The sequence below is a fragment of the Exiguobacterium sp. KRL4 genome (assembly GCF_001870785.1).
Classification (GTDB): Bacteria; Bacillota; Bacilli; order Exiguobacteriales; family Exiguobacteriaceae; genus Exiguobacterium_A.
Map to the genome: position 1 here is coordinate 198,273 of NZ_MOLV01000004.1, position 23,646 is coordinate 221,918.

Sequence of the window (23,646 nt, forward strand, 5' to 3'; positions counted from 1 at the left end):
GGTGGCCGCATGAGCGAAGTATTATCACAACATGAAATTGACGCCCTGCTATCAGCCATTTCAAGCGGAGATATGGAAGTCGAGGAAATACGTAGCCAAGAAGAAGAGCGACGGGTCAAAGTCTATGACTTTAAACGGGCGTTACGATTCTCGAAAGATCAGATGCGTAACCTGACGCGAATTCATGAACAATTCGCTCGGGTCTTGACGACTCATTTCTCAGCACAACTCAGAACATACGTCCAGTTTACGGTCAACACGGTTGAACAGTTACCCTATGATGAATTCATCCATTCGATTCCGAACATGACGCTAATCAATCTCGTTAATCTTCATCCACTGGACGGTCGTGTCATCTTTGAAGTCAACCCGAACATCGCCTATGCGATGCTCGACCGTCTGCTTGGTGGACCCGGCGAAGGGATGAATAAAATCGAGAACCTGACGGAAATCGAAACCCGCATCTTGACACAATTGTTCAAGCGGGCCTTTGTCCAATACGGGGCAGCATGGGAATCGATTGCGGAGATTGAGGCGGAGTATGACGACTTAGAGATCAACCCACAGTTTCTTCAACTCGTGTCACCAAATGAGACGGTCATTCTCGTCTCGATTTATGTGACGGTTGGTGAAGTGAGCGGGACGCTCAACGTCTGTCTACCGTTCGTGACACTCGAACCGATTATTCCGAAACTATCGAGCCACTTTTGGATGCAACAAGAAAAACGAAAGTCAGCCGATAATCAAGAGTCTGAACATATGCAAACACAGTTGATGGGATCAATCGTCGATTTGAAAGCAGTGCTCGGCCAGACGGAACTTTCGTTTGGAGAATTGTTACACCTCGAAGTAGGCGACTGCCTGTCCCTGCAGACACGTACATCTGATCCGGTTGAATTGTTTGTCGATGATCGGAAAATGTTCAAAGCGCGACCTGGTCTGAATGGGAAGCATCTCGCTTTACAAGTCTTACAACGAATTGAGGAGGAATAACATGAGCGATATGCTTTCGCAAGATGAAATCGATGCGTTATTACGCGGGACCCCATCGGCTGAAGAACCAACCGATACAAGTTCAACCGATGAGTTAAGTCAATTGGACGACATGGAGATTGACGCGCTAGGAGAAGTCGGGAATATCTCGCTTGGAAACTCCGCGACGGCCCTGTCCGCCTTATTGAATCAAAAAGTCGAGATCACGACGCCGCACGTCCGGATGATTACGATGGAAGAGTTACGGAGTCGGTATCCGATACCACACGTTGCCCTTCGTGTTGGTTATACAGAAGGATTTAAAGGAGAAAACGTCTTGATTTTGACACAACGGGATGCCTCGGTCATTGCCAATCTGATGATGGGTGGCGACGGTGTCGTGGACGAAAGTCTAGAGATGGAGCCGATTGCGTTATCTGCTGTCCAAGAAGCAATGAACCAGATGATGGGCGCTGCTGCGACATCGATGTCGACCGTCTTCTCGATGCGGATCGATATTTCACCGCCAGCGGTTGAAATTTTTGATTTTTCACAAGAAAAAAGTATCGTCGACAGCTTTTCGTTATGGGAAAGCATGGTCATTATTGAATTTGATTTAAAAATCGGCACACTGATTGATTCAAAAATCGTCCAGTTGGCACCCCTTGAATTTTCAAAACAGTTGATTCAGAAATTATTTAATGCTAGTACGACAACTACTCAAGCACCACCGGTCAGCCAACCGGAACCAATGCGTGAACAGCCTGTGCCTAGCAAGCAACCAGAACCACGTTATGAAGCACCGCCGGAACCGAAAAAAGAACCGGTCGGAGTCAGCCCTGTTCAATTCGGTCAGTTTTCCGAAGTACAACCAGAAGGTCCACCTGGAAATATCGGCATGCTTTATGATGTTCCATTAAATGTAACCGTTGAGCTTGGTCGGACGCGTCGTTCAGTCCGCGATATTCTTGAACTAACCCAAGGATCGATCATTGAACTCGATAAATTAGCCGGTGAACCGGTAGACGTATTCGTCAACAATACGTTGATTGCAACAGGAGAAGTCGTCGTCATTGAAGAAAACTTCGGTGTACGGATTACAGAGATCGTTAATACAAAAGAACGTCTACGGATGTTCTAAGGAGGAAATAGGATGAGTGCAAAAGTTTTGATCGTAGATGATGCAGCTTTCATGCGAATGATGATTAAGGAAATTTTATCGAAGAATGGATATGACGTTGTAGGAGAAGCGGAAAACGGTCGTGAAGCCGTTTCGAAATATAAAGAGCTATCACCGGACCTTGTCACACTGGATATCACGATGCCGGAAATGGATGGTATTTCGGCTTTAAAAGAAATCAAAGCGTTTAATCCGGCTGCTAAAGTCATCATGTGTTCCGCGATGGGACAACAATCGATGGTTATTGATGCCATTCAAGCAGGGGCGAAGGATTTCATCGTCAAACCATTCCAAGCGGATCGTGTACTCGAAGCCGTTTCGAAAACCATTTCATCATGAAAAGACTGACCTGTTTGACCTGTTTGCTCCTGTTATTGCTGATAAATCACGTCGGTGCTGAAACAGTGGAAGAGAATCTGAATCCATCTAAGAAGAATGAACCTACAACACAACAGGTCGACGGGTCATCGACGGTCGTCACGATTGTGAAAATCGTCGTGACGCTCGTAGTCTTAATCGGCGGATTTATCGTTGCCGTCCGTTTCATCAATGAACGGACGAAAGGTGTCCGTCAGTCGAACAGGCTCTCCCATCTAGGTGGTGTATCGCTTGGCAAAGATCGATCTGTTCAGCTCGTGAAGGTTCACGGTAAGGTTTACGTCGTCGGTGTCGGTCAGAACGTTGAGTTGATCGATACGATCGAGGAAGATTCCGAATGGGCATCGACGACCGATCTACCGGAAGACGAGTTACATACATCAACGGCGTCTCCGTTTCTGGAATCGTTTAAGCAACAGCTGGATCAGTTCCAGAAGAATCGAGGACGTTCATGACGACGATTGAAAATTTGATTTCACTGGATACGCCGTCTGGGACGGCGACCTCGATTAAGTTACTTGTACTACTGACACTTTTATCACTCGCACCATCGCTTTTGATTTTAATGACGTGTTTCACCCGTGTCATCGTCGTCTTGTCCTTTGTCCGTTCGGCACTGGGTACACAGCAGACACCGCCGAACCAACTGCTTGTTGGACTGGCTTTGTTCATCACGTTATTTGTCATGGCCCCTATCTTGACGGAGCTCAATACGACAGCATTACAACCGTATATGGATGAGAAGATCAGTCAAGACGAGGCATTTGATAAGGCCGGCGGTACGATGAAACGATTCATGTCGCAGTACACACGAACAAATGACTTAGAGTTGTTTTTGAAATACGGCAATTATGAAAAACCAGAAAAGGTGGAAGATATTCCACTCGTCGCATTAGTACCAGCCTACGCGATTAGCGAGTTGAAGACCGCCTTTCAAATTGGCTTCATGATCTTCATTCCTTTTCTCGTCATCGATATGGTCGTCTCGAGTGTCTTGATGTCGATGGGGATGATGATGTTACCACCGGTCATGATTGCGTTACCGTTTAAATTATTACTATTCATTTTGGTAGATGGTTGGCATTTGATTGTCGAGTCACTACTCGTCAGCATGCGATAGGGGGGACGACATGACGCAGGAAATGATTATTCAATTAGCCAGTTCGGCTGTTTGGACCTTGCTCAAGGTCTCAGCTCCGCTCTTGCTTGTCTCACTCGTCGTCGGCCTTCTCGTCAGCATTTTACAAGCGACGACACAAATCCAAGAGCAGACGTTATCGTTTGTTCCGAAGATTGTTGCGGTATTTTTAGCCCTCGTCTTTTTTGGACCATGGATCATGGAAGAACTGAAGACGTTTACGATTGAAATTTTTAAACAGATTGCAGAGGTTTCACGGAAATGACGTTACTGTCCTTTGTCAGTGTCTTTTTACTTGTGTTTGGTCGAATTGTCGGATTTCTTGTTGCAGCTCCCTTGTTTTCATCCAAGCAATTACCGGCGCAACACAAATTAGCGATTGCTGCCGGTCTTGCCTATTTTGCAAGTTATGCCGTCAAGACAACCGTTCAAGTCGATGATATTGATTTCTTTTTTCGGATGGGGACAGAAGTCATCATCGGACTCGCCCTTGGTCTACTCGCTAGTTTTTTACTGTATGCACCACAGATTGCAGGATCGATCATCGATTTACAGATGGGTCTTGCGATGGCATCAGCGTATGATCCGATGTTTGGTGGTCAATCGCCCATCATTGGTCGCTTTTATTATATGTTGACGCTACTTGTTTTACTGGCTTCCGACATGCATCTGATTTTGCTTGACGGCATCTACACCAGTTTTGAGATTTTTCCTCCAGGAAGTCCAATTGGTGTAACGGGAGAGGCGGGGATGAGTTTAGTCGTCCGTGTCATCGGAATGGCGATGTTGACTGCATTACAGATGGCGATGCCCTTAGTCGTCTCACTATTTTTAGTCGATTTGGCGCTTGGATTTTTAGCGAAAACGGCTCCGCAGTTCAATATTTTTGCAATCGGTTTTTCGGTCAAGCTATTGATGGGATACGCCATTTTATTTTTACTTGCCGGTGCGATGATTACAGGGATTTCTCGATTTGTTCCATTATTACAAGAAGTATTGTCGGACGCGATTCAATTACTAGGAGGTTGAGATGAAGACGTACAAGTTAACCCTCGACCTCCAGTATTTTGCAGGCGAAAAGACAGAAAAAGCATCTCCTAAAAAACGAGATGATTCCAGAAAAAAGGGACAGGTCGCAAAGTCAGCCGATTTGACGAGCAGTCTCATGTTATTCGGAATGTTTTTAGTGTTATTTTTCTTTGGTCCGTTCTTAGGAAAACGATTCGTCATGGTGCTAGAAGATGGCTTAAGTGCGCAAACTGTACTGGTCGCTGTTGAAGAAGGACGCGTTCAAGAAATTATGATCGAGATGTTGATTCAGATGGGCATTCTTGTTTCGCCTTTTTTTGTGACAGCTGTTGTAATCGGAATTTTAGGAAATTTCGTGCAAATCGGAGCGTTACTCAGTTCAGAATCGATTCAACCAAAACTTGATCGGATCAACCCCTTACAAGGTGTAAAACGTATTGTTAGTATGAAAGCACTGATCGAATTTTTAAAATCGGTGTTCAAATTACTTGTTATTGGTGTGACAAGTGGAACCGTATTATGGAACAACAAGGTAGAGATTTCACGCTTGACGTCGGAGCCAATCGGCGACGCTTTAGCCATCATTGGTCACTTGACCTTCTTGTTAGGTATCTCAGTCAGCATCACGTTGATTGTGTTAGCCGTCCTTGATTTTGCTTATCAAAAATTTGACTTCGAAAAATCGATTCGGATGAGTAAACAAGATTTAAAGGATGAGCATAAGAATACAGAAGGCGATCCGCAAATCAAAGGGAAAATCAAACAGCAACAACGCGAAATGGCGATGCGACGGATGATGCAAGAAATACCGAATGCCGATGTCGTCATTACGAATCCAACCCATTACGCGGTGGCGATTCAATATGATGACGGCAAACATGCAGCGCCGATTGTCGTCGCAAAGGGAGTGGATGCTGTCGCATTCCGGATTCGGGAGAAGGCGACAGCAGCCGAGATTCCGATTATCGAAAACAGACCGCTCGCACGAGCATTATTCGCAAAATCAGAAATAGGGATGGCAGTGGATGAATCATTTTATCAGGCACTCGCTGAAACACTTGCCTTTGTCTATCAAATGAAACAAGCGAAATGAAAGGATGAAGCATCATGACCATTTCAACAAGAGATTTAACCGTCCTGCTAGGCGTCATTATGATCGTCTTCATGCTCGTCATTCCACTGCCAGGATTTTTACTCGATTTCTTAATCATCATTAATATCTTAATTTCGCTGATGGTCTTACTTGTCGCGATGAATGCCAAGGAAGCCCTTGAATTTTCTGTATTTCCGACGCTGTTACTGATCGTCACCTTGTTTCGATTGGCACTGAACGTCTCGACGACCCGTGCGATTCTTTCGAACGGGAACGGGGGGGAAGTCATCGAAGCGTTCGGTAGTTTTGTTGTCGGAGGAAACGCGCTCGTTGGATTCGTCGTCTTCCTGATTCTCGTCTTGATTCAGTTCCTCGTCATCACAAAGGGTTCGGAGCGGGTATCGGAAGTGTCGGCACGTTTTACGCTCGACGCAATGCCGGGGAAACAGATGGCAATTGACGCCGATTTGAATTCCGGCATGATCGACGAGTTGCAGGCACGGACACGCCGTCAAAAAATCCAATCAGAAGCGGATTTTTACGGAGCGATGGATGGAGCTTCTAAATTCGTCAAAGGAGACGCCATTGCCGGCATCATCATCGTCATCATCAACTTGATTTTCGGAATGATCATCGGAGTCGTTCAACAAGGGTTGCCGATGATGGAGTCGGTCCAACTGTATACGTTATTGACCGTCGGAGACGGGCTTGTCAGTCAAATTCCAGCGCTCTTGATTTCAGTTGCGACCGGAATCATCGTCACGCGTTCGACTTCGGACGGTAACTTAGGAGAAGACATCATCGGTCAGCTTTCCCGGACACCATTGCTCGTTATGATTGGAGCAGGTGCGATTTTCTTACTTGGTTTATTTACAGCAATTCCAGATTACGTAACGATTCCAGTCGCAGGAGGTGCGGCGTTTTTCGCCTGGCAGTTGACCCGGACGTCCAAAACAACAAAAGAAGAAGTGGCAGTCGAAGAGGCGCCGACAGAAAATCTCCGGTCGAGCGAGTCGGTCATTTCGTTGTTAAACGTCGATACGATTGAATTTGAATTCGGTTACGGATTGATTCCACTTGCTGACGAAGCACAGGGCGGCGACTTGCTCGACCGTGTCGTCATGATCCGCCGGCAGTTGGCACTTGAACTTGGATTCGTCTTGCCAACCGTGCGAATACGAGATCATCTGCAACTCCCGCCGAACCATTACCGGATTAAAATTCGTGGCAGTGAGATGGCGACCGGTGAATTGTTACTTGACCATTACTTAGCGATGAGCCCTGGTGTCGATGATCCCGAGATCCAAGGGATTGAGACGGTAGAACCCGCCTTTGGCATGCCGGCACTCTGGATTGATGAACGGACGAGAAGTCGGGCGGAAATGTCCGGGTATACGGTCGTTGATCCCCCATCCGTCGTCGCGACACACTTGACGGAACTGCTCAAGAAACATGCAGCTGATTTATTGGGACGAGAAGAAACCAAGCAGTTAGTCGATCATCTGAAAGAAACCCATCCGATTTTAGTCGACGAAGTGACACCACAGCTCTTATCGATCGGTGAACTACAAAAAGTGTTCGTTCAGTTGTTAAAAGAAAAAATTTCAATCCGAAACTTGCCGTTGATTTTTGAAACGTTGGCCGATTATGCAACGGTCACGAAAGACAGCGATCTGTTAGCAGAATACGTACGTCAGGCATTGGCACGACAAATCACAGAACAAGTGTTACAAGGTGAAGTGCTTCATGTCGTGACCGTATCAAGCGAGATGGAACTCGATATTCAATCGGCAATCCAAAAAACCGAGTTTGGTAACTACTTGGCGCTTGATCCCGATAAAGCAACACGATTCATTGAGTCCTTAAACGAGTTGACGACAGAATTCGAGCGTTATGGTGCTCAACCAATCATTTTAGCCTCACCGAGTATTCGGATGTTCGTTCGTCAATTGACGGAACGTTATTTCCCGGATGTACCTGTTCTGTCCTATAACGAGTTAATTCCGACAATCGAAGTCAAGAGTATTGGGGTGATCTAACACATGATGGTAAAACGAATTATTGCGAATTCTGTCAGCGAAGCGATGGAACTAGTGAAACAAGATTTAGGGGAAGAAGCAATCATCTTAAATACCCGGCAAATCAAAGTCGGTGGGGTGTTTGGTTTATTTACACAAAAAAAAGTGGAACTTGTCGCGTCAGTAGAAGAACATCCGGTCGCTCGACCAAAAAAACAACCGCTTGCGAATCCTGAACCCGTGTCGGTCCCGCCAACTGCTCGTCTCCATGGCGTAGTCAATTCGGGAATGACGGAACAGGTCACTCCGACCGTCGTTTCCTTTGCGTCACGGCGCTTACCAGAAGCACTAGAACGATATGACGTCTTGTTAGCTGAACCTGCTTTACAACGATGTGCGGAAGAGTTACATGACTTGATGTTGTCGACGTATTATAAAACGAATGATGTGACGCAGGTCGAACAAGCACTCGTTGAAGCAGTGGAAAAGGAAATTCAAATTACGACAGCCACATCCCGTTTTGTCATGCTGACAGGACCAACCGGCGTCGGAAAGACGACGACGATCGCAAAACTCGCTGCCTATTACCGGTTAACGAAACAACAAACGGTCGGATTGATCACGACGGATACATACCGGATTTCGGCAATCGAACAATTACGTACTTACGCGGATATCATCGATATTCCATTACGCGTTGCATATGATTTAGAAGAATTCGAACAAGCTAAAACCGAACTCGCTGACTGTGACATCATTTTGATCGATACGGCGGGACGCAACTTCCTCGATGCCGGATATGTTGAACAATTAAAAGCACGACATGATTTTTCCGATACGGATGTCTTCCTCGTCCTCAGCTTAACGTCGAAGTATCGTGACTTGGAACAAATCCGGAAACGATTTGGTCAAGTACCACTGAGCGGTTTTATCTTTACGAAAGCCGATGAGACAACTGAATTATGGTCGATTTATGGACTGACGAGGGAAACACGAATCCCTGTGTTTTGTCTGACGACAGGTCAAGAAGTACCTGAAGACATCATCTGGCCGACAAGTCCAGAAATTTCCCAAATGATTGTAGAAAGAGGGTTACGATGATGCGAGAAGATCAGGCACGGGCGTTACGTTCAAAGGTAGCAGTTCGAGAGACTAAAACGATTGCCATCGTCAGTGGAAAAGGTGGCGTTGGAAAAACGAACGTGGCTGTCAATTTAGGAGTAGCACTATCGTTACAAGCTAAAAAAGTATTGATCATTGATTTAGATATCGGAATGGCGAACGTCGGAGTGTTGTTAGGGAAGTCTTCTAAAACATCCTTGATGGATTGTGTCAAACAGCGTGAATCCTTGGCGCAAGCCGTCGTAGAAGCGACGCCTGAGTTACATTTCATTCATGGTGGGAGCGGATTCACGGAATTGATGGATCTGACCGATCATGATGTGCAATTCATGATGAGCGAATTCCGATTTTTTTACGACTATGATTTCGTGTTACTCGATTTAGGTGCCGGTGCGACACATCAAACATTCGATTTCATCAGCAGTGCAGATGAAGCTTGGTTAGTCGTGACGCCAGAGCCGACGTCGATCATGGATGGCTATGCGTTCGTAAAGCTCGCCCATCATCATGCAAATGAACTTCCGATTGCCGTTGTCGTCAATCGGGCGACGAATGGTCAAGAAGCACTTGAGACATTCGATCGTTTACAACAGGTCAGTCAGAATTTTTTAGAGAAGTCGTTACGCTTCGTTGGTTTCTTGCCAGACGATCCAACCGTCATGAAGGCGGTCAAGGCACAGCGTCCATTTTATCTGTTTGACCGGACGAGTGATGTCAGTTGGCGACTCGATCATATTACGACAGCACTGACGGGACTTCAGGTACACGAACAGAAATTTTTAGACCGGTTACTGAATCGTTTGACAAAACGGCGTAATCGCGTCCGCTAATCATGAAGGAGGACATGTTCCATGGATTTAAATGAATATTTAGGATTGTTTCTGGACGAGTCAATCGAACATCTGCAAGCCATCAACTCGAGTCTTTTGATTTTTGAACAGCGTCTGGATGATGAAGCCGTCATCGATCAGATTTTCCGTTCCGCCCATACATTAAAGGGAATGTCCGGTACGATGGGATACGATGCGATTGCCGATTTAACACATGAGATGGAAAGTGCGCTTGATCTTGTACGTTCGAAAACACAGCCGGCGACACCCGATTTGATTGACGTCTTGTTTGTGGCCGCTGAACAACTCGAAACGATGGTCGAAGATATCAGTCAAGGGGGAACCGGGAAGCTCGATGTGGCGACGACGGTCGTCCGCTTAAAACAGTTCATTCAGAAGGATGGTGAAACGGACAAAGTAGCAGCGCATCCTGTTGTGTCGGTCATCAAAAACTTTGAATGCGACGTTTACTCGGAATCAGTTGTCCGTCAATCGATGGCTTCCGGTTATCAAGCGTATGTCATTACGGTGGAACTGTCAGCCGATGTGATTTTAAAGGCCGCACGTGTCTACATGGTCTTTGATCGTTTACAAAATCTTGGTGATGTCATTTTGTCAAACCCAACTTCTGATGAACTCGAGCAAGAACAGTTCGAGACAAGTTTTGATGTCTTGTTCGTGACGATGAAGTCGGAACAAGAAATCCAGGACGGGATCAAAGCCGTGTCGGAAGTCGCACAGGTTTTGATTCAACCATTCGAAGTACCCGTCGAGCCGGTTGCTGCAGCAGCGACGTTGCTTGAACCAACCGATAATCCGCTGAATAAAAAGCCGGGTGAAACGGTTGATGCTTCAGGAGAAGCCCAAACCCCGATTGCGGCAAAAACAATCCGTGTCAATCTAGAACGGATTGATCGACTGATGAACTTATTCGAAGAATTCATCATCGATCGTGGTCGTCTAGAGCGGATCGCGGCAGAAGTCGGTTCCTCTGATTTGACAGAGACGGTGGAACGGATTAAACGGGGGACGAATGAATTACAGTCATTGGTCCTGACATTACGGATGATGCCGATTGAACAAGTCTTTAACCGATTTCCGCGAATGGTTCGTTCGGTTTCGAAGGATGTCGGAAAAAATATCAAATTACACATCACCGGAGCTGAGACAGAACTCGACCGGACGGTCATCGATGAGATTGGTGACCCGCTCGTCCACTTGATCCGGAACGCCGTGGATCACGGGATTGAAAGTAAGGCAGACCGGATCCTAGCTGGAAAGCCCATCGAAGGAAATCTGTCACTGCGTGCCTATCATTCGGGAAACCGCGTGTTCATCGAGATTGAAGATGATGGTGCCGGAATCAACCATGAACGCGTGACGAAAATTGCGCTTGAGAAAGGTTTGCTGACGGAAGAAGAAGCAGCTTTACTGACACCGGAAGAAGCAGCGATGTTGTTATTTGCCCCAGGATTCTCAACAGCGGAGACGGTAACCGATCTATCGGGACGTGGTGTCGGACTCGATGTCGTTAAATCAAAAATCGAATCACTTGGTGGGGAAGTATTCGTCGAGACGAAACGTGGAGAAGGAACAATCTTTAGAATCAGCTTACCGCTGACGCTATCAATTATTTCGGCCATGCTCGTCAAACTTGGTCAAGAAACGTACGCCATCCCACTGACGGCGATCATCGAAACAACGTCACTCAAACAAGAAGCGATCTTACAAGCGCACCGTGAAAAGGTCTTTGATTTCCGGGGACAACTTGTTCCATTGATTTCATTGAATCAGGTGTATGGTTTGCCGCAAGTAGAAGCGGATGCCTATTCCGTAGTCGTCGTAAGAAGTGGCGAGAAGCTCGCCGGATTGATCGTTTCTGAATTGATCGGTCAACAAGAAATCGTCATGAAACCACTAGGCAGCTATCTCGAAGGGATCCGTGCGATTTCCGGTGCGACGATTCTAGGTGACGGTCAAGTGGCATTAATCATCGATAGCAATGCATTGTTACGAAAGTGAGGGAATGAAAAATGGAACAAAAATGGGTTGTCTTTCAATTAGAAGAAAATGCATACGGAATTGATGTTCAATCTGTTCGTTCAATCGAACGTGTCATCCCGATTACGCGGATTCCAAATGCCGCCTCTTATGTCAAAGGTGTGATTAATTTACGAGGTGTCGTGACACCCGTGATTGATTTACGGACACGTTTAGGATTTGATTCGATTGAGGAAACAGAAGAAACACGAATCATCATTGCGACACTCGAACATGGAGATGCTGGTTTTATCGTCGATCGTGCAAATGAAGTCGTGGAAGCAACAGATGTCCGGATTGAACCATTAACGGATCAAAAACAAGATGAGACGACGTATTTGACTGCGATTGCAAAAGGCGAAGAGCAGTTGTTCTCCTTGTTAGAGCCAAATCGATTGTTTGAAGAGATCATCCATGCTTAATCGGATGGAACAAGATGTCTTTCGAGAAATCGGGAATATCGGAGCAGCCCATGCGGCGACGGCATTATCGACACTTCTTGGACAACCAGTTGAAATCGAAGTACCGTCAGCAGACTTAGAGTCGTTCTCAACAATCGTTGAGCGGGTAGGTGGCGCTGAAGCCTATACGGCGGGAGCACTCCTTCGTTTTTCTGGTGACATCAAGGCGTGTCTTCTATTTTTAATGCCACTCGAAGATGCTGAAAAGCTAGTGTCGCAGTTACTACAACAGCCATTCCGTTTTTTTTCCGATCAACATGCGATGGGAGTGTCGGCCTGGGAAGAGATCGGGAACATCTTGATTGGCGCCTACGCCCGTTCGATTTCCGATTGGCTCGATCTATCCGTCCATGTGACGGTCCCGGCATCTGCTTTTGATATGGTCGGAGCGATTTTGGAAGTTGCCTTACTAGAGTCGACAAAATTTGGTAACATGGCAGTATACATCGATACACGGTTATCCAGTTCAGGAAACGATTTGAACGGTCATTTATTGTTGTTACCTGAAGAAGGTGCCTTTACCTCTGTTTTTCAACGATTGGGTGTGGATATCGATGGATGAAGTCGTTCGGATTGGAATTGCAGAATATGCAGTTAGCCAAAAACCGATCATTCTTCGGACAGCCGGTTTAGGGTCTTGTGTCGGTGTGATCATTTACGATCAAGAACGTGGACTTTCCAGCATGGCGCATGTCATGTTACCTGACTCGGCGATCAGCCGAAACATTGCGCTTGAGATTGGAAAATTTGCGGATACAGCGGTTGTGGAACTGGCACGTTCTCTTCGGTATAAAGGCGCCATCCGTCTACGAGCGAAAATTGCGGGTGGCGCACAGATGTTCCAGTTTAAATACGAACACGAATCAATGCGGATTGGTGAACGAAATATTGCAGCTGTAAGACTAGCTTTACGAAAAGCGAACGTCCCACTCGTTGCGGAAGACGTCGGTGGAACAAACGGTCGAACGATCGAATTCCATTCGCATTCTGGCCGATTAGTCATTCGGACAGTTAACGTCGGAACGCTGGAAATCTAGAGGAGGAATGGTCATGCGTGAGGAATTACAACAACTTTGGGATCAATGGCTATCGACGCGTGATGTAGCGGTAGCTGACCGGTTACTGCTGAATTATGAACCTCTTGTTCAATACCACGTTCAACGTCTCAGTGCGACACTTCCGAAAAGTGTCGATCGCGATGAATTAAAAAGTCTGGGTATGATGGGACTTTACGATGCCTTACAAAAATTTGATCAAAATCATAATAATAAATTCGACACGTATGCCGCGTTCCGGATTCGTGGAGCCATTCTTGACGGACTTCGAAAAATTGACTGGTTGCCCCGTTCTTTACGGGAAAAATCAAAACGTGTCGAAGCGGCGGTCGAGATTTTAGAACAAAGCCTTCAACGGACACCGACGATTGATGAAGTGTCATCGATTGTCGAAATGAGTCCAGAAGAAGTAAAGACGGCGCTAGCAGAAAGTTACTTTGCCAACATTCTATCAATCGACGAAGCGGTTACGCTTCAAGACGAAGGAAAAGCGATGGCCGTTTCTTATCTTGATCCGGATGCTGCAACACCGGAAGATACGGTACTGATGCGTGAGTTGATTTCGAAGCTTGCAGAAGAAGTGGAACAGTTATCAGAAAAGGAACAGTATGTCGTGTCGCTGTTTTACTTTGAGGAACTGACGTTGACGGAAATCGGCGAAGTTCTGAATCTCTCGACATCACGCATTTCGCAAATTCATTCAAAAGCACTCAAAAAACTGAAACAAGCGTTAGGAAGTGCGTATCTTTCTGATCGTGTCGCAATGTGAAAGGATTTATGATGACACTCTTTTATATTTTACTTGCTGCACTCATCTGTTATGGTTTGCTACTGTTATTTAAGCAACAGGCGCTACTTAAAGACCGGATTACGAATCTCGAGCGCCAAAAGCAAGAGACAGAAGAAATCTTGTTGCAGTTCATGCAACAGGTCAATGAGCTGACAGGAACTGACGATACGTCAGCTTCTTCAACACCTGAGCAAACGGGACGAACGGTTCCGCTGGAGACATCCGAACGCCTGGTATTCCCGTTGCAAGAAGAATTGCAACCAGAACCAGTCGTTCGTGTACAAGAAGAACCCGTTTTCGATGTGAAACAACAACTCGAAAACGGTGCGGACTTAGATCAGTTAGCCCGTTCTTTAAATCGGGGTGCGGGAGAGATCGCCTTGATCGCCAAACTTTCCAAGAAAACGAAGGTTGCCCGACGTTAAACTTTATGCTATATTAGTCTACGGTGTTAATTACGCACGCATGTATCGCCAGCTGCGGTGCCTTTAATAGGTTAGCTGGGACAACGATCATCGCGGAGGACATCCAAAACCCAAAAGGAGGAATTCATCATGGCAGTAATCTCGATGAAACAATTGTTAGAAGCTGGTGTACACTTCGGTCACCAAACACGCCGTTGGAACCCAAAAATGGCAAAATACATCTTCACAGAACGTAACGGAATCTACATCATTGACCTACAAAAAACGGTTAAAAAAGTAGACGAAGCGTACAACTTCATCCGTGAAGTAGCGTCTGAAGGCGGAAATGTTCTTTTCGTTGGTACGAAAAAACAAGCTCAAGACACTGTGAAAGAAGAAGCGATCCGTGCGGGTCAATACTTCATCAACGAACGTTGGTTGGGTGGAACACTCACGAACTTCTCAACAATCAAAAAACGGATTAACCGTTTAAAACAACTCGAAAAAATGGAAGAGAACGGTACGTTCGAAGTTCTTCCTAAAAAAGAAGTCATCATTCTTAAAAAAGAAATGACACGTCTTGAGAAATTCCTCGGCGGTATCAAAGATATGCCAGGCGTTCCAGATGCACTCTTCATCGTTGACCCACGCAAAGAGCGTATCGCGATTGCAGAAGCACACAAACTCAACATCCCAATCGTTGCGATCGTTGATACAAACTGTGATCCAGACGAAATCGACTACGTCATCCCAGCAAACGACGATGCGATCCGTGCAGTCAAATTGCTTACTGGTAAAATGGCTGACGCAATCCTCGAAGTTAAACAAGGCGAAGATAACGTAGCACCTGAAACTACTGAAGAAGTAGTAGCAGACGCTGAGTAATTCGTGATGCCAGGTGATAAAGGGAATTGACCTTTTATCACCTTTTTTTTGAAAATAAGGACGTTATAAGGAGGAATATCGAATGGCTATTACAGCAGCTATGGTAAAAGAACTTCGTGAAAAAACTGGTGCAGGGATGCTTGACTGCAAAAAAGCACTCGTCGAAGCAGACGGGGATATGAACGCAGCAATCGATTTCTTGCGTGAAAAAGGAATCGCGAAAGCAGCAGCTAAAGGCGACCGGATTGCAGCAGAAGGTTTGACAGCTGTCGCAGTCAACGGCAACAAAGCAGCACTCGTTGAAATCAACTCAGAAACAGACTTCGTTGCGAAAAACGAACGTTTCCAATCACTCGTTCAAAATATTGCGGACGCAGTACTCCGTAACGGATCTGAAACGGCTGAAGCGGCACTTGCTTCTGAATACGAGGCGGGTAAAACAATCGACACATACATCTCTGAAGAAGCATCGACAATCGGAGAGAAAATCTCACTCCGTCGTGTAGCTCTCTTCGCTAAAGAAGACAACGCAGCATTTGGTTCTTACCTCCACATGGGTGGACGAATCGGTTCTGTCGTCATCGTCGAAGGCACAACGGATGAAGCTGTCGCAAAAGACATCGCTATGCACATCGCTGCAGCGCGTCCACTTTACGTTGACCGTTCTTCAGTCACAGAAGAAGAAAAAGCGCGTGAAGAAAAAGTCTTGACGGAGCAAGCACTCAACGAAGGCAAGCCTGCTAACATCGTTGAAAAAATGATTGTAGGACGCATGAACAAATTCTTCGAAGAAATTTGCCTCGTTGACCAAACATTCGTCAAAGATCCAGACTTCAAAGTCGGTAAATATGTAGAATCAAAAGGCGGAAAAGTCGTCTCATTCGTACGCTTCGAAGTTGGAGAAGGTATGGAGAAACGTGAAGAAAACTTCGCTGAAGAAGTTATGAATCAACTTAAAAAATAAGAATCAGGATTTCCTGAGGACAAGAGAAGGAACACGTATGCTTCAATCCACTTTCGTGTGGAAGTGGGTCGTGTTCCTTTTTTACGGAATTTAGCAAGGGGGACATAGTCATGCAACCGAAATATAACCGGATTGTGTTAAAATTGAGCGGAGAAGCGCTCGCAGGAGATCAAGGGTTCGGAATCCATCCTGGTATTGTCAATTCAATTTCCAATCAGATCAAGGAATTGGTTGAATTGAACGTCGAAGTCGCTGTTGTCGTCGGCGCAGGGAATATCTGGCGCGGCAAAACAGGAGCAGAGCTTGGAATGGACCGGGCAAACGCGGATTATATGGGAATGCTTGCGACCGTCATGAACTCGCTCGCTTTACAAGATAGTTTGGAGTCGGTTGGCGTTGAAACACGTGTCCAAACGTCGATTGAAATGCGACAAGTTGCTGAACCGTACATCCGTCGTCGGGCGATGCGTCATCTTGAAAAAGGACGTGTTGTCATCTTTGCAGCCGGAACAGGGAATCCCTATTTCTCAACAGATACGACGGCAGCGCTTCGGGCGGCTGAAATTGAGGCAGATGTCATCTTGATGGCGAAAAACAACGTCGACGGCGTCTACTCGGCTGATCCGAACATCGATCCGGAAGCGAAGAAGTTCGAAACGTTATCCTACTTGGACGTCTTAAAAGACGGTCTTCAAGTCATGGATTCAACGGCGACGTCGCTTTGCATGGATAATGATATCCCGCTCATCGTCTTCTCGTTAATGGAAGAAGGAAACATCAAACGCGTTGTCATCGGTGATGAAATCGGGACACTCGTAAGGGGGAAATAATATGTCACAAGCAATCATGAAACAAGCAGAAGAACGGATGGAAAAAGCCCATCTGTCACTAAAAAAAGAACTCGCGACGTTACGAGCAGGGCGAGCAAACGTAGCGATTCTTGATCCTGTCCAAGTGGAGTATTACGGCTCACCGACACCATTGAACCAAGTGGCAAACGTCAACACGCCAGAAGCACGCTTGATTTTGATTACACCATGGGACAAATCGATGGTTACTGAAATTGAAAAAGCAATTCAGCGGGCCGACTTGGGATTAGCTCCTTCTTCGGATGGAACAGTCATTCGGTTAGCCATTCCACCACTGACAGAAGATCGTCGGAAAGAACTCGTGAAACTTGTCAAAAAGTACACGGAAGAAGGAAAAGTGGCCCTTCGAAACATTCGTCGTGATACAAACGAACAATTGAAAAAGCAAGAAAAAGACGGAGCGTTGACTGAAGATGATCTTCGCGGATACACAGAAGACGTTCAGACGTTAACAGATAAATTCGTTAAGTTGCTTGATCAAACAGCGACGGATAAAGAACAAGAAATCATGGAAGTATGACGCGATACGTCGTCATGTTGGGGACTCTTTGTCACACGAAGAGTCCCTTTCTTCTTAAACTGAACGAGGGGAGGAAGAGATAAATGTTTCAATGGTTAAATCAGACCAAAGAAGTGATTGAACAACAAGTTCCTGAACACATTGCGATTATTATGGATGGAAACGGGCGTTGGGCAAAAAAACGAGGCCTTCCCCGCATCATGGGTCATCGCGAAGGCATGAAGTCCGTGCGAGAAGTCGTTCGTACCGCAAATGAATTAGGTGTTAAAAGTTTGACGTTATATGCCTTCTCGACTGAGAATTGGACACGTCCTGAAGAAGAAGTCAGTTTCTTGATGAAGCTACCGGCACAATTTTTAGAGTCAGATTTAAAAGACCTCAAGGAACGTAACGTCAAGGTCGAAGTAGCAGGTGAAATTTCACGGCTTCCGATTTATACACGAGAAGCGGTGCAACAAGCTAAAGCAGATACCGTTGATAATACAGGTCTGCGGTTGATTTTTGCGTTGAATTACGGTGGTCGGGATGAAATCGTACAAGTCATGCAAAAAATCGCTGAAAAAGTACAGGCTGGTTTGTTGCTTCCTGAAATGATCACGAACGACGTCATTGAACAAGAATTGATGACGGGATCGATGACAGATGTCGATCTAGTCATTCGAACGAGCGGTGAACAACGTCTCTCGAACTTCTTATTGTGGCAGGCCGCCTATGCAGAATTTTATTTTACAGATGTCTTGTGGCCCGAGTTCCGGCGTGACCAGTTCCTCGCGGCGATTGAAGACTATAATCAACGGACACGCCGTTTTGGCGGAGTCTGACTAAACGAGGATACAGCTTATGAAAACACGAATCATTACGGGAATATGGGCAGGTGCCATCTTTTTAGGATTACTTTATCTAGGAGGACTCCCATTCCTTACATTTATGGCAGCTTTGACAGTGATTGGTTATACCGAACTAATCAAGATGCGACAGCTTTCGTTTAAATCGTTCCCTGTTTTATTATTTGGCGCAGGAACATTACTCCCGTTTATCGGTCTGTACGAGCAAGCGAACAACCATTCGCTTTCGCTTGGATTGTCTCCGTTAGCATGGGGCATGTTGATTGTGTTAATCAGTTTGTTTTGGACAGTATTTTCAAAAAACGTATTTACGTTTGATGATGTAGCCTTTCTTTTATTGACGGCGGTCTATGTCGGAGTCGGTTTTGCATCGTTTACGTATATCCGTCTCCTTGAGAATGGACTGATCGTATCGTTATTGATCATCCTGCTGATTTGGTTCACCGATTCTGGTGCCTACTTCGTCGGGAAGAGTCTGGGTAAAACGAAATTATGGCCAGCCATCAGTCCGAATAAAACGGTTGAAGGCGCAGTTGGTGGTATCGTTTTGGCGCTTATGTTAGGGATGCTTTTTGAGTGGATCCATCCGACGGTCGGATTCGGAAAAGTCTTATTGTTGGCACTGATCGTCGCAGTCGTCGGTCAACTCGGAGATTTAGTCCAGTCGGCGTACAAACGTCATTATGGGGTAAAAGATTCTGGTGCATTGTTACCTGGACATGGTGGGATTCTTGATCGATTTGATAGCATGATCATCGTGTTTAGTGTATTGATCGTACTTGGTATATTCGATTAAGGGGGAAGAACGATGAAAAACATCAGTATTATTGGTGGGACAGGTTCAATTGGGACACAAACATTGGATGTCATTGCAGCAAACCCTGATCGTTTTCAATTGGTCAGTTTTGCATTCGGTAAAAACGTCGAAGTCGCGTCACCATGGTTGAATCGATTGCGCCCGGCGTTAGTCGCAGTGTTGGATGAATCAGTTAAAATGGAACTCGAGACGATGTTAACGTATACACCAACAATCGTTGTCGGAGAAGATGGATTGATTGCCGTTGCGACAGCGGAAGAAGCCGATATCGTCATTACGGCCGTTGTCGGAGCAGTCGGTCTCCGTCCGACCCTTGCCGCGATCGAAGCAGGAAAATCGATTGGTCTTGCCAACAAAGAAACACTTGTCACAGCAGGGCACTTAGTGATGAAAAAAGCGCGAGAAAAAGGAGTCATGATTCTGCCGGTTGACAGTGAACATGCAGCCATTTTCCAGTGTTTGAACGGGGAACGACGTGAAGATGTCCGTCAAATCATCTTGACCGCATCTGGCGGAAGTTTCCGAGATCAGACACGGGAAGAGTTGGCAAACGTAACCGTCGAACAAGCACTCGATCACCCAAACTGGTCGATGGGCGCGAAGATTACGATTGATTCCGCGACAATGATGAACAAAGGGTTTGAAGTGATTGAGGCCCATTGGTTATTTGATGTATCGTATGAGGAAATCGATGTTGTCATCCACCGGGAGTCGATCATCCATTCAATGGTTGAATTTAATGATGGTGCGGTCATGGCACAACTCGGGATGCCGGATATGCGTGAACCGATTCAATATGCCCTTACATATCCGTCTCGCCTTGAAATTCAAGGGGGAGAACGGTTAAACTTAAAACAAATCGGACGCCTGAATTTTGCTGAGGCTTCGTTTGATCGGTATCCCTTGCTTCGCCTTGCCTTTGAAGCAGGACGTGCTGGTGGATCGATGCCTTCAGTACTCAATGCTGCGAACGAACAAGCCGTGGACCGCTTTTTAAAAGGGGAAATCAGCTTTTTAGAAATCGAAGCGAGCGTCGAGGCGGCTCTTCAAGCACACGAAAAAGTCGAAGATCCGTCCTTAGAACAAATCCTTGAGGCGGACCGTTGGGCACGTGCGTTTGTCGCGTCACTCTCACTCGCTAACTAAGGATGGGATAGCAATGACGACCTTTATATCAATCGTATTGATGTTCGGTGTACTTGTTGCCGTACATGAATGGGGTCATCTCGTAATGGCGAAACGCGCCGGCATTCTCTGTCGGGAATTCGCCATCGGATTTGGACCAAAAATCTTTTCTTTTTTCAAAAATGAGACATTGTATACGGTTCGCCTATTACCGATTGGCGGTTATGTCAAGATGGCGGGTGAAGAGCCGGAATTCGTCGAAGTTAAGCCAGGTCAAACGATTGGTTTAGCACTTCGTGAGGGGATCGTCGAAACGATTTATCTCGATCCTGCTCGTCCAGAAACGGATCAAGTCGTGACGGTGGAAAAAATCGATTTGTTGCACAAGCTAGAAATCGTCGCCTTACAAGATGAAGTGTCGACACGTTATCCTGTCTCAAAGACGGCATTTCTCGTCGAGGGACAAACGAATACGCAAATTGCACCTTACGATCGGACGTTTGGATCAAAATCGGTGTTTAAACGGGTTTTAGCGATTGCAGCAGGTCCAGCGATGAACTTTGTCCTCGCGTTTGTTATCTTGTTCGGTTTAGCATTGTATAATGGTTCACCGACAGGCGAAAGTGTCATCGGAACGGTCCAAAAAGAATCTCCTGCCGACAAAGCAGGCCTTGTCGAAGGAGACCGGATCGTTTCCGTCAATGGAACAGAAACGGACAAATGGACGGATTTACGGGCAGGATTCCAAGATCAGGCTGGAAAAGAAACGACGGTTGTGTACGAACGAGATGGACAGGAACAAACAACGACGATTACACCAAAGATCCAACAACAAGGGGATCAAAAAGTTGGAATCATCGGTGTGACAAATGAAACGGAAAAATCGTTTGGAACGGCGTTGCAAACCGGTGTATCTGAAACATGGCGGATGTCGACATTGATCGTCGGAGCGGTCGGAGATCTTGTGACGGGTGCCGTGGGTGTTGATCAATTGTCAGGACCTGTCGGAATCGTTAAAATGACCGATCAAGTTGCTGATAGCGGGTTTTCGATGTTATTGACATGGACAGCATTACTGTCTGTTAACTTAGCCGTGTTCAACTTGTTGCCGTTACCAGCTTTAGATGGTGGACGATTATTGTTCCTGTTCTTAGAGGCTTTGCGCGGAAAGCCTGTTGATCCACAAAAAGAAGGATTGGTTCATTTTGTTGGATTTGCCTTGTTGATGCTGCTGATGTTAGTCGTCACATGGAACGATATCCAGAAATTCTTTTAAATTATTAGTCAAAGGGGTTCACGACTCAAATGAAACAATCGAAACTATTTATGCCAACTTTGCGTGAAGTACCATCCGATGCAGAAGCCATCAGTCACCAACTGCTGTTACGTGCAGGTTTCATACGCCAAAATGCGGCTGGAATCTATTCCTATCTACCGCTTGCTAAACGTGTCCTCTCTAAAATTGAGACGATTGTCCGTCAAGAGATGGAAGCAGCTGGTGCGCAAGAACTATTGATGCCGGCCATTCAACCGGCAGAACTTTGGGAAGAAACAGGACGATGGGATATTTATGGTCCAGAACTGATGCGTCTGACAGATCGTCATGATCGCCGGTTTGCGCTTGGTGCCACACACGAGGAATTGATTACCTCAATCGTTCGAGATGAGTTGAACTCGTATAAAAAATTACCAGTCAACCTGTTCCAGATTCAAATGAAATACCGCGATGAGCGTCGACCACGCTTCGGATTACTCCGCGGGCGCGAATTCATCATGAAAGATGCGTACTCTTTCCATGCAACACAAGAGAGTTTAGAAGAAGAATATCAAAACATGTTTGAAGCCTATAAAAAGATCTTCACACGTGTTGGGCTCGAATTCCGTCCGGTCGTCGCAGACTCTGGCGCAATCGGCGGTAGCGGCACACACGAATTCCATGCGTTAGCCGCAATCGGGGAAGATACGATTGTGTATTCCGATCAATCAGACTATGCTGCCAACTTAGAGATGGCAGCATCGGTGGATCAGTACGCGAAACAAGATAAATCACCGGCAGCGCTCGAAGAAGTACACACAGGTGACGCAAAAACGATTGAAGCCGTCAGTGCAGTGCTTGGATTACCGGAACAGGAGTCAATCAAAACCGTTGTCTTCAAAACGGAACAAGGTCTCGTCATGGCGCTCGTTCGCGGCGACCATGAAGTCAACGATATCAAACTGAAAAATTATCTTGGTGCCCTCGATATCATGATGGCAACGGATGATGAAATCGAACAGGCCCTTCACTCGACACCAGGAACACTGGGACCGATTGGCGCCGAGATGAAAATCGTTGCGGATTACGCAATCCGTGCTCTGACGAATGTGGTCTGTGGTGCGAATCAAGCAGAAACACACTATATTCACGTGGATCCAAGTCGCGATTTCGAGGCAGAGTATACGGACTTACGATTTGTCGAAGAAGGAGACGTGTCGCCAGATGGAGCCGGACACGTCAAGTTTGCTCGAGGAATTGAAGTCGGACAAGTCTTTAAGTTGGGTACACGTTATTCAGAAGGGATGAACGCAACGTTCCTCGATGAAGGCGGGAAAGCCCAATCGTTGATCATGGGTTGTTACGGGATTGGCGTTTCCCGGACGATGTCTGCTGTCGTCGAACAACATTATGACGAGCGGGGAATCGTTTGGCCTAAAGCGATCGCACCGTTTGATGTTCATTTGATTGCGGTCAATGGTAAAAATGCGGATCAAATGCAGGTTGCGGAAACCGTGTATCAAGAGTTGACGGCTGCTGGGTTCTCCGTTCTCTTCGACGATCGTAAGGAACGGGCTGGCGTGAAGTTTGCCGATGCAGACTTGATTGGTTTACCGGTCCGGATCAACGTCGGTAAAAAAGCACCGGAAGGTATCGTCGAACTGAAAGCACGTCGTGGCGGTGAAGCAGAAGAAATTCAGCAAACAAATCTTCTTGAGGCTGTTCGTTCGCTTTATGAAGGTTTACAATAAACAATGGGAACGGTCACTTTTCGTAAAGTGACTGTTTTCTTGTCTCACACCCATTCGCCCCTTGGGCAATCTGCAAGAGGAGGAGGAGTGGCTGTCATGGTGTGG

General features: G+C 46.2%; 26 protein-coding genes. All 26 read left to right on the forward strand.

Features of this window, described 5'->3' with window-relative positions; translation table 11 throughout:
• Positions 1-9: 9 nt before the first annotated feature.
• Entirely contained in the window at positions 10-993 is a 984-nt protein-coding gene (gene fliM, locus BLD48_RS03370) for a flagellar motor switch protein FliM (RefSeq protein ID WP_012370738.1), read from the forward strand.
• A gap of 1 nt (position 994) precedes the next feature.
• Positions 995-2,113, forward strand: a complete 1,119-nt coding sequence (gene fliY, locus BLD48_RS03375) for a flagellar motor switch phosphatase FliY (protein ID WP_071498949.1) — start codon at positions 995-997, stop codon at positions 2,111-2,113.
• Between the two features lie 12 nt (positions 2,114-2,125).
• On the forward strand, positions 2,126-2,491 hold the full coding sequence (locus tag BLD48_RS03380; protein WP_014970675.1) for a response regulator: 366 nt from the start codon (positions 2,126-2,128) through the stop codon (positions 2,489-2,491).
• A 35-nt stretch (positions 2,492-2,526) separates the two neighbouring features.
• Entirely contained in the window at positions 2,527-2,985 is a 459-nt protein-coding gene (locus tag BLD48_RS03385) for a flagellar biosynthetic protein FliO (RefSeq protein WP_236629929.1), read from the forward strand.
• Complete coding sequence (fliP, locus tag BLD48_RS03390; RefSeq protein ID WP_014970673.1) at positions 2,982-3,650, forward strand: flagellar type III secretion system pore protein FliP; 669 nt, start codon at positions 2,982-2,984, stop codon at positions 3,648-3,650. The genes BLD48_RS03385 and fliP overlap by 4 nt, the downstream gene beginning before the upstream one ends.
• A gap of 10 nt (positions 3,651-3,660) precedes the next feature.
• Entirely contained in the window at positions 3,661-3,933 is a 273-nt protein-coding gene (gene fliQ, locus BLD48_RS03395; RefSeq protein ID WP_012370733.1) for a flagellar biosynthesis protein FliQ, read from the forward strand.
• Complete coding sequence (fliR, locus tag BLD48_RS03400) at positions 3,930-4,697, forward strand: flagellar biosynthetic protein FliR (RefSeq protein WP_014970672.1); 768 nt, start codon at positions 3,930-3,932, stop codon at positions 4,695-4,697. The genes fliQ and fliR overlap by 4 nt, the downstream gene beginning before the upstream one ends.
• Before the next feature lies 1 nt (position 4,698).
• Positions 4,699-5,790, forward strand: coding sequence for a flagellar biosynthesis protein FlhB (gene flhB / locus BLD48_RS03405; RefSeq protein WP_071498951.1), 1,092 nt, complete (start codon positions 4,699-4,701; stop codon positions 5,788-5,790).
• Positions 5,791-5,804: 14 nt separating this feature from the next.
• Entirely contained in the window at positions 5,805-7,829 is a 2,025-nt protein-coding gene (flhA, locus tag BLD48_RS03410; protein ID WP_071498952.1) for a flagellar biosynthesis protein FlhA, read from the forward strand.
• A gap of 3 nt (positions 7,830-7,832) precedes the next feature.
• Positions 7,833-8,909 (forward strand): flagellar biosynthesis GTPase FlhF, encoded by a 1,077-nt coding sequence (flhF, locus tag BLD48_RS03415; RefSeq protein ID WP_071498953.1) that lies wholly within the window; start codon positions 7,833-7,835, stop codon positions 8,907-8,909.
• Positions 8,906-9,760 (forward strand): MinD/ParA family protein, encoded by an 855-nt coding sequence (locus tag BLD48_RS03420; protein WP_071498954.1) that lies wholly within the window; start codon positions 8,906-8,908, stop codon positions 9,758-9,760. The genes flhF and BLD48_RS03420 overlap by 4 nt, the downstream gene beginning before the upstream one ends.
• 21 nt (positions 9,761-9,781) lie before the next feature.
• Positions 9,782-11,782, forward strand: coding sequence for a chemotaxis protein CheA (locus BLD48_RS03425; RefSeq protein WP_071498955.1), 2,001 nt, complete (start codon positions 9,782-9,784; stop codon positions 11,780-11,782).
• 11 nt (positions 11,783-11,793) lie between these two features.
• The gene (locus BLD48_RS03430) at positions 11,794-12,222 is read left to right on the forward strand and encodes a chemotaxis protein CheW (RefSeq protein WP_071498956.1); all 429 of its coding nucleotides are present in this window, start codon (positions 11,794-11,796) and stop codon (positions 12,220-12,222) included.
• 4 nt (positions 12,223-12,226) lie between these two features.
• Positions 12,227-12,823 carry a chemotaxis protein CheC gene (locus tag BLD48_RS03435; RefSeq protein WP_236629930.1) on the forward strand — a complete coding sequence of 199 codons (597 nt, stop codon included), beginning with the start codon at positions 12,227-12,229 and terminating at the stop codon, positions 12,821-12,823.
• Positions 12,816-13,298 (forward strand): chemotaxis protein CheD, encoded by a 483-nt coding sequence (locus tag BLD48_RS03440; protein ID WP_071498958.1) that lies wholly within the window; start codon positions 12,816-12,818, stop codon positions 13,296-13,298. The genes BLD48_RS03435 and BLD48_RS03440 overlap by 8 nt, the downstream gene beginning before the upstream one ends.
• Before the next feature lie 13 nt (positions 13,299-13,311).
• Positions 13,312-14,085 carry a FliA/WhiG family RNA polymerase sigma factor gene (locus BLD48_RS03445; RefSeq protein WP_071498959.1) on the forward strand — a complete coding sequence of 258 codons (774 nt, stop codon included), beginning with the start codon at positions 13,312-13,314 and terminating at the stop codon, positions 14,083-14,085.
• Between the two features lie 11 nt (positions 14,086-14,096).
• Positions 14,097-14,531, forward strand: coding sequence for a hypothetical protein (locus BLD48_RS03450; RefSeq protein WP_161487689.1), 435 nt, complete (start codon positions 14,097-14,099; stop codon positions 14,529-14,531).
• 129 nt (positions 14,532-14,660) lie between these two features.
• Positions 14,661-15,395, forward strand: coding sequence for a 30S ribosomal protein S2 (rpsB, locus tag BLD48_RS03455; RefSeq protein WP_012370721.1), 735 nt, complete (start codon positions 14,661-14,663; stop codon positions 15,393-15,395).
• A gap of 82 nt (positions 15,396-15,477) precedes the next feature.
• Positions 15,478-16,359 carry a translation elongation factor Ts gene (gene tsf / locus BLD48_RS03460; RefSeq protein WP_071498961.1) on the forward strand — a complete coding sequence of 294 codons (882 nt, stop codon included), beginning with the start codon at positions 15,478-15,480 and terminating at the stop codon, positions 16,357-16,359.
• Positions 16,360-16,469: 110 nt separating this feature from the next.
• The gene (pyrH, locus tag BLD48_RS03465; protein WP_014970660.1) at positions 16,470-17,189 is read left to right on the forward strand and encodes a UMP kinase; all 720 of its coding nucleotides are present in this window, start codon (positions 16,470-16,472) and stop codon (positions 17,187-17,189) included.
• A 1-nt stretch (position 17,190) separates the two neighbouring features.
• Positions 17,191-17,748: a ribosome recycling factor gene (gene frr, locus BLD48_RS03470; protein WP_014970659.1), complete on the forward strand. Its 558-nt coding sequence runs from the start codon at positions 17,191-17,193 to the stop codon at positions 17,746-17,748.
• A gap of 83 nt (positions 17,749-17,831) precedes the next feature.
• On the forward strand, positions 17,832-18,569 hold the full coding sequence (locus BLD48_RS03475) for an undecaprenyl pyrophosphate synthase (protein WP_071498962.1): 738 nt from the start codon (positions 17,832-17,834) through the stop codon (positions 18,567-18,569).
• Positions 18,570-18,588: 19 nt separating this feature from the next.
• On the forward strand, positions 18,589-19,389 hold the full coding sequence (locus BLD48_RS03480; RefSeq protein WP_071498963.1) for a phosphatidate cytidylyltransferase: 801 nt from the start codon (positions 18,589-18,591) through the stop codon (positions 19,387-19,389).
• Positions 19,390-19,401: 12 nt separating this feature from the next.
• Positions 19,402-20,556, forward strand: coding sequence for a 1-deoxy-D-xylulose-5-phosphate reductoisomerase (locus BLD48_RS03485; RefSeq protein WP_071498964.1), 1,155 nt, complete (start codon positions 19,402-19,404; stop codon positions 20,554-20,556).
• A gap of 13 nt (positions 20,557-20,569) precedes the next feature.
• A complete protein-coding gene (gene rseP, locus BLD48_RS03490; RefSeq protein ID WP_071498965.1) occupies positions 20,570-21,811 on the forward strand; it encodes an RIP metalloprotease RseP in 1,242 nt (413 codons plus the stop codon).
• Between the two features lie 29 nt (positions 21,812-21,840).
• Complete coding sequence (locus tag BLD48_RS03495; RefSeq protein WP_071498966.1) at positions 21,841-23,541, forward strand: proline--tRNA ligase; 1,701 nt, start codon at positions 21,841-21,843, stop codon at positions 23,539-23,541.
• The last annotated feature ends 105 nt before the right edge of the window (positions 23,542-23,646 follow it).

What these genes read in the sequence shown, in the direction of transcription:
- BLD48_RS03450 (WP_161487689.1), top strand. Translation starts at nt 14,097, where the DNA reads ATGACACTCTTTTATATTTTACTTGCTGCACTCATCTGTTATGGTTTG.
- BLD48_RS03430 (WP_071498956.1), top strand. Translation starts at nt 11,794, where the DNA reads ATGGAACAAAAATGGGTTGTCTTTCAATTAGAAGAAAATGCATACGGA.
- pyrH (WP_014970660.1), top strand. Translation starts at nt 16,470, where the DNA reads ATGCAACCGAAATATAACCGGATTGTGTTAAAATTGAGCGGAGAAGCG.
- tsf (WP_071498961.1), top strand. Translation starts at nt 15,478, where the DNA reads ATGGCTATTACAGCAGCTATGGTAAAAGAACTTCGTGAAAAAACTGGT.
- BLD48_RS03495 (WP_071498966.1), top strand. Translation starts at nt 21,841, where the DNA reads ATGAAACAATCGAAACTATTTATGCCAACTTTGCGTGAAGTACCATCC.
- frr (WP_014970659.1), top strand. Translation starts at nt 17,191, where the DNA reads ATGTCACAAGCAATCATGAAACAAGCAGAAGAACGGATGGAAAAAGCC.
- BLD48_RS03485 (WP_071498964.1), top strand. Translation starts at nt 19,402, where the DNA reads ATGAAAAACATCAGTATTATTGGTGGGACAGGTTCAATTGGGACACAA.
- BLD48_RS03425 (WP_071498955.1), top strand. Translation starts at nt 9,782, where the DNA reads ATGGATTTAAATGAATATTTAGGATTGTTTCTGGACGAGTCAATCGAA.
- BLD48_RS03435 (WP_236629930.1), top strand. Translation starts at nt 12,227, where the DNA reads ATGGAACAAGATGTCTTTCGAGAAATCGGGAATATCGGAGCAGCCCAT.
- flhA (WP_071498952.1), top strand. Translation starts at nt 5,805, where the DNA reads ATGACCATTTCAACAAGAGATTTAACCGTCCTGCTAGGCGTCATTATG.
- fliQ (WP_012370733.1), top strand. Translation starts at nt 3,661, where the DNA reads ATGACGCAGGAAATGATTATTCAATTAGCCAGTTCGGCTGTTTGGACC.
- BLD48_RS03445 (WP_071498959.1), top strand. Translation starts at nt 13,312, where the DNA reads ATGCGTGAGGAATTACAACAACTTTGGGATCAATGGCTATCGACGCGT.
- BLD48_RS03440 (WP_071498958.1), top strand. Translation starts at nt 12,816, where the DNA reads ATGGATGAAGTCGTTCGGATTGGAATTGCAGAATATGCAGTTAGCCAA.
- BLD48_RS03380 (WP_014970675.1), top strand. Translation starts at nt 2,126, where the DNA reads ATGAGTGCAAAAGTTTTGATCGTAGATGATGCAGCTTTCATGCGAATG.
- flhB (WP_071498951.1), top strand. Translation starts at nt 4,699, where the DNA reads ATGAAGACGTACAAGTTAACCCTCGACCTCCAGTATTTTGCAGGCGAA.
- fliR (WP_014970672.1), top strand. Translation starts at nt 3,930, where the DNA reads ATGACGTTACTGTCCTTTGTCAGTGTCTTTTTACTTGTGTTTGGTCGA.
- flhF (WP_071498953.1), top strand. Translation starts at nt 7,833, where the DNA reads ATGATGGTAAAACGAATTATTGCGAATTCTGTCAGCGAAGCGATGGAA.
- rpsB (WP_012370721.1), top strand. Translation starts at nt 14,661, where the DNA reads ATGGCAGTAATCTCGATGAAACAATTGTTAGAAGCTGGTGTACACTTC.
- BLD48_RS03475 (WP_071498962.1), top strand. Translation starts at nt 17,832, where the DNA reads ATGTTTCAATGGTTAAATCAGACCAAAGAAGTGATTGAACAACAAGTT.
- fliP (WP_014970673.1), top strand. Translation starts at nt 2,982, where the DNA reads ATGACGACGATTGAAAATTTGATTTCACTGGATACGCCGTCTGGGACG.
- BLD48_RS03420 (WP_071498954.1), top strand. Translation starts at nt 8,906, where the DNA reads ATGATGCGAGAAGATCAGGCACGGGCGTTACGTTCAAAGGTAGCAGTT.
- BLD48_RS03480 (WP_071498963.1), top strand. Translation starts at nt 18,589, where the DNA reads ATGAAAACACGAATCATTACGGGAATATGGGCAGGTGCCATCTTTTTA.
- fliM (WP_012370738.1), top strand. Translation starts at nt 10, where the DNA reads ATGAGCGAAGTATTATCACAACATGAAATTGACGCCCTGCTATCAGCC.
- fliY (WP_071498949.1), top strand. Translation starts at nt 995, where the DNA reads ATGAGCGATATGCTTTCGCAAGATGAAATCGATGCGTTATTACGCGGG.
- rseP (WP_071498965.1), top strand. Translation starts at nt 20,570, where the DNA reads ATGACGACCTTTATATCAATCGTATTGATGTTCGGTGTACTTGTTGCC.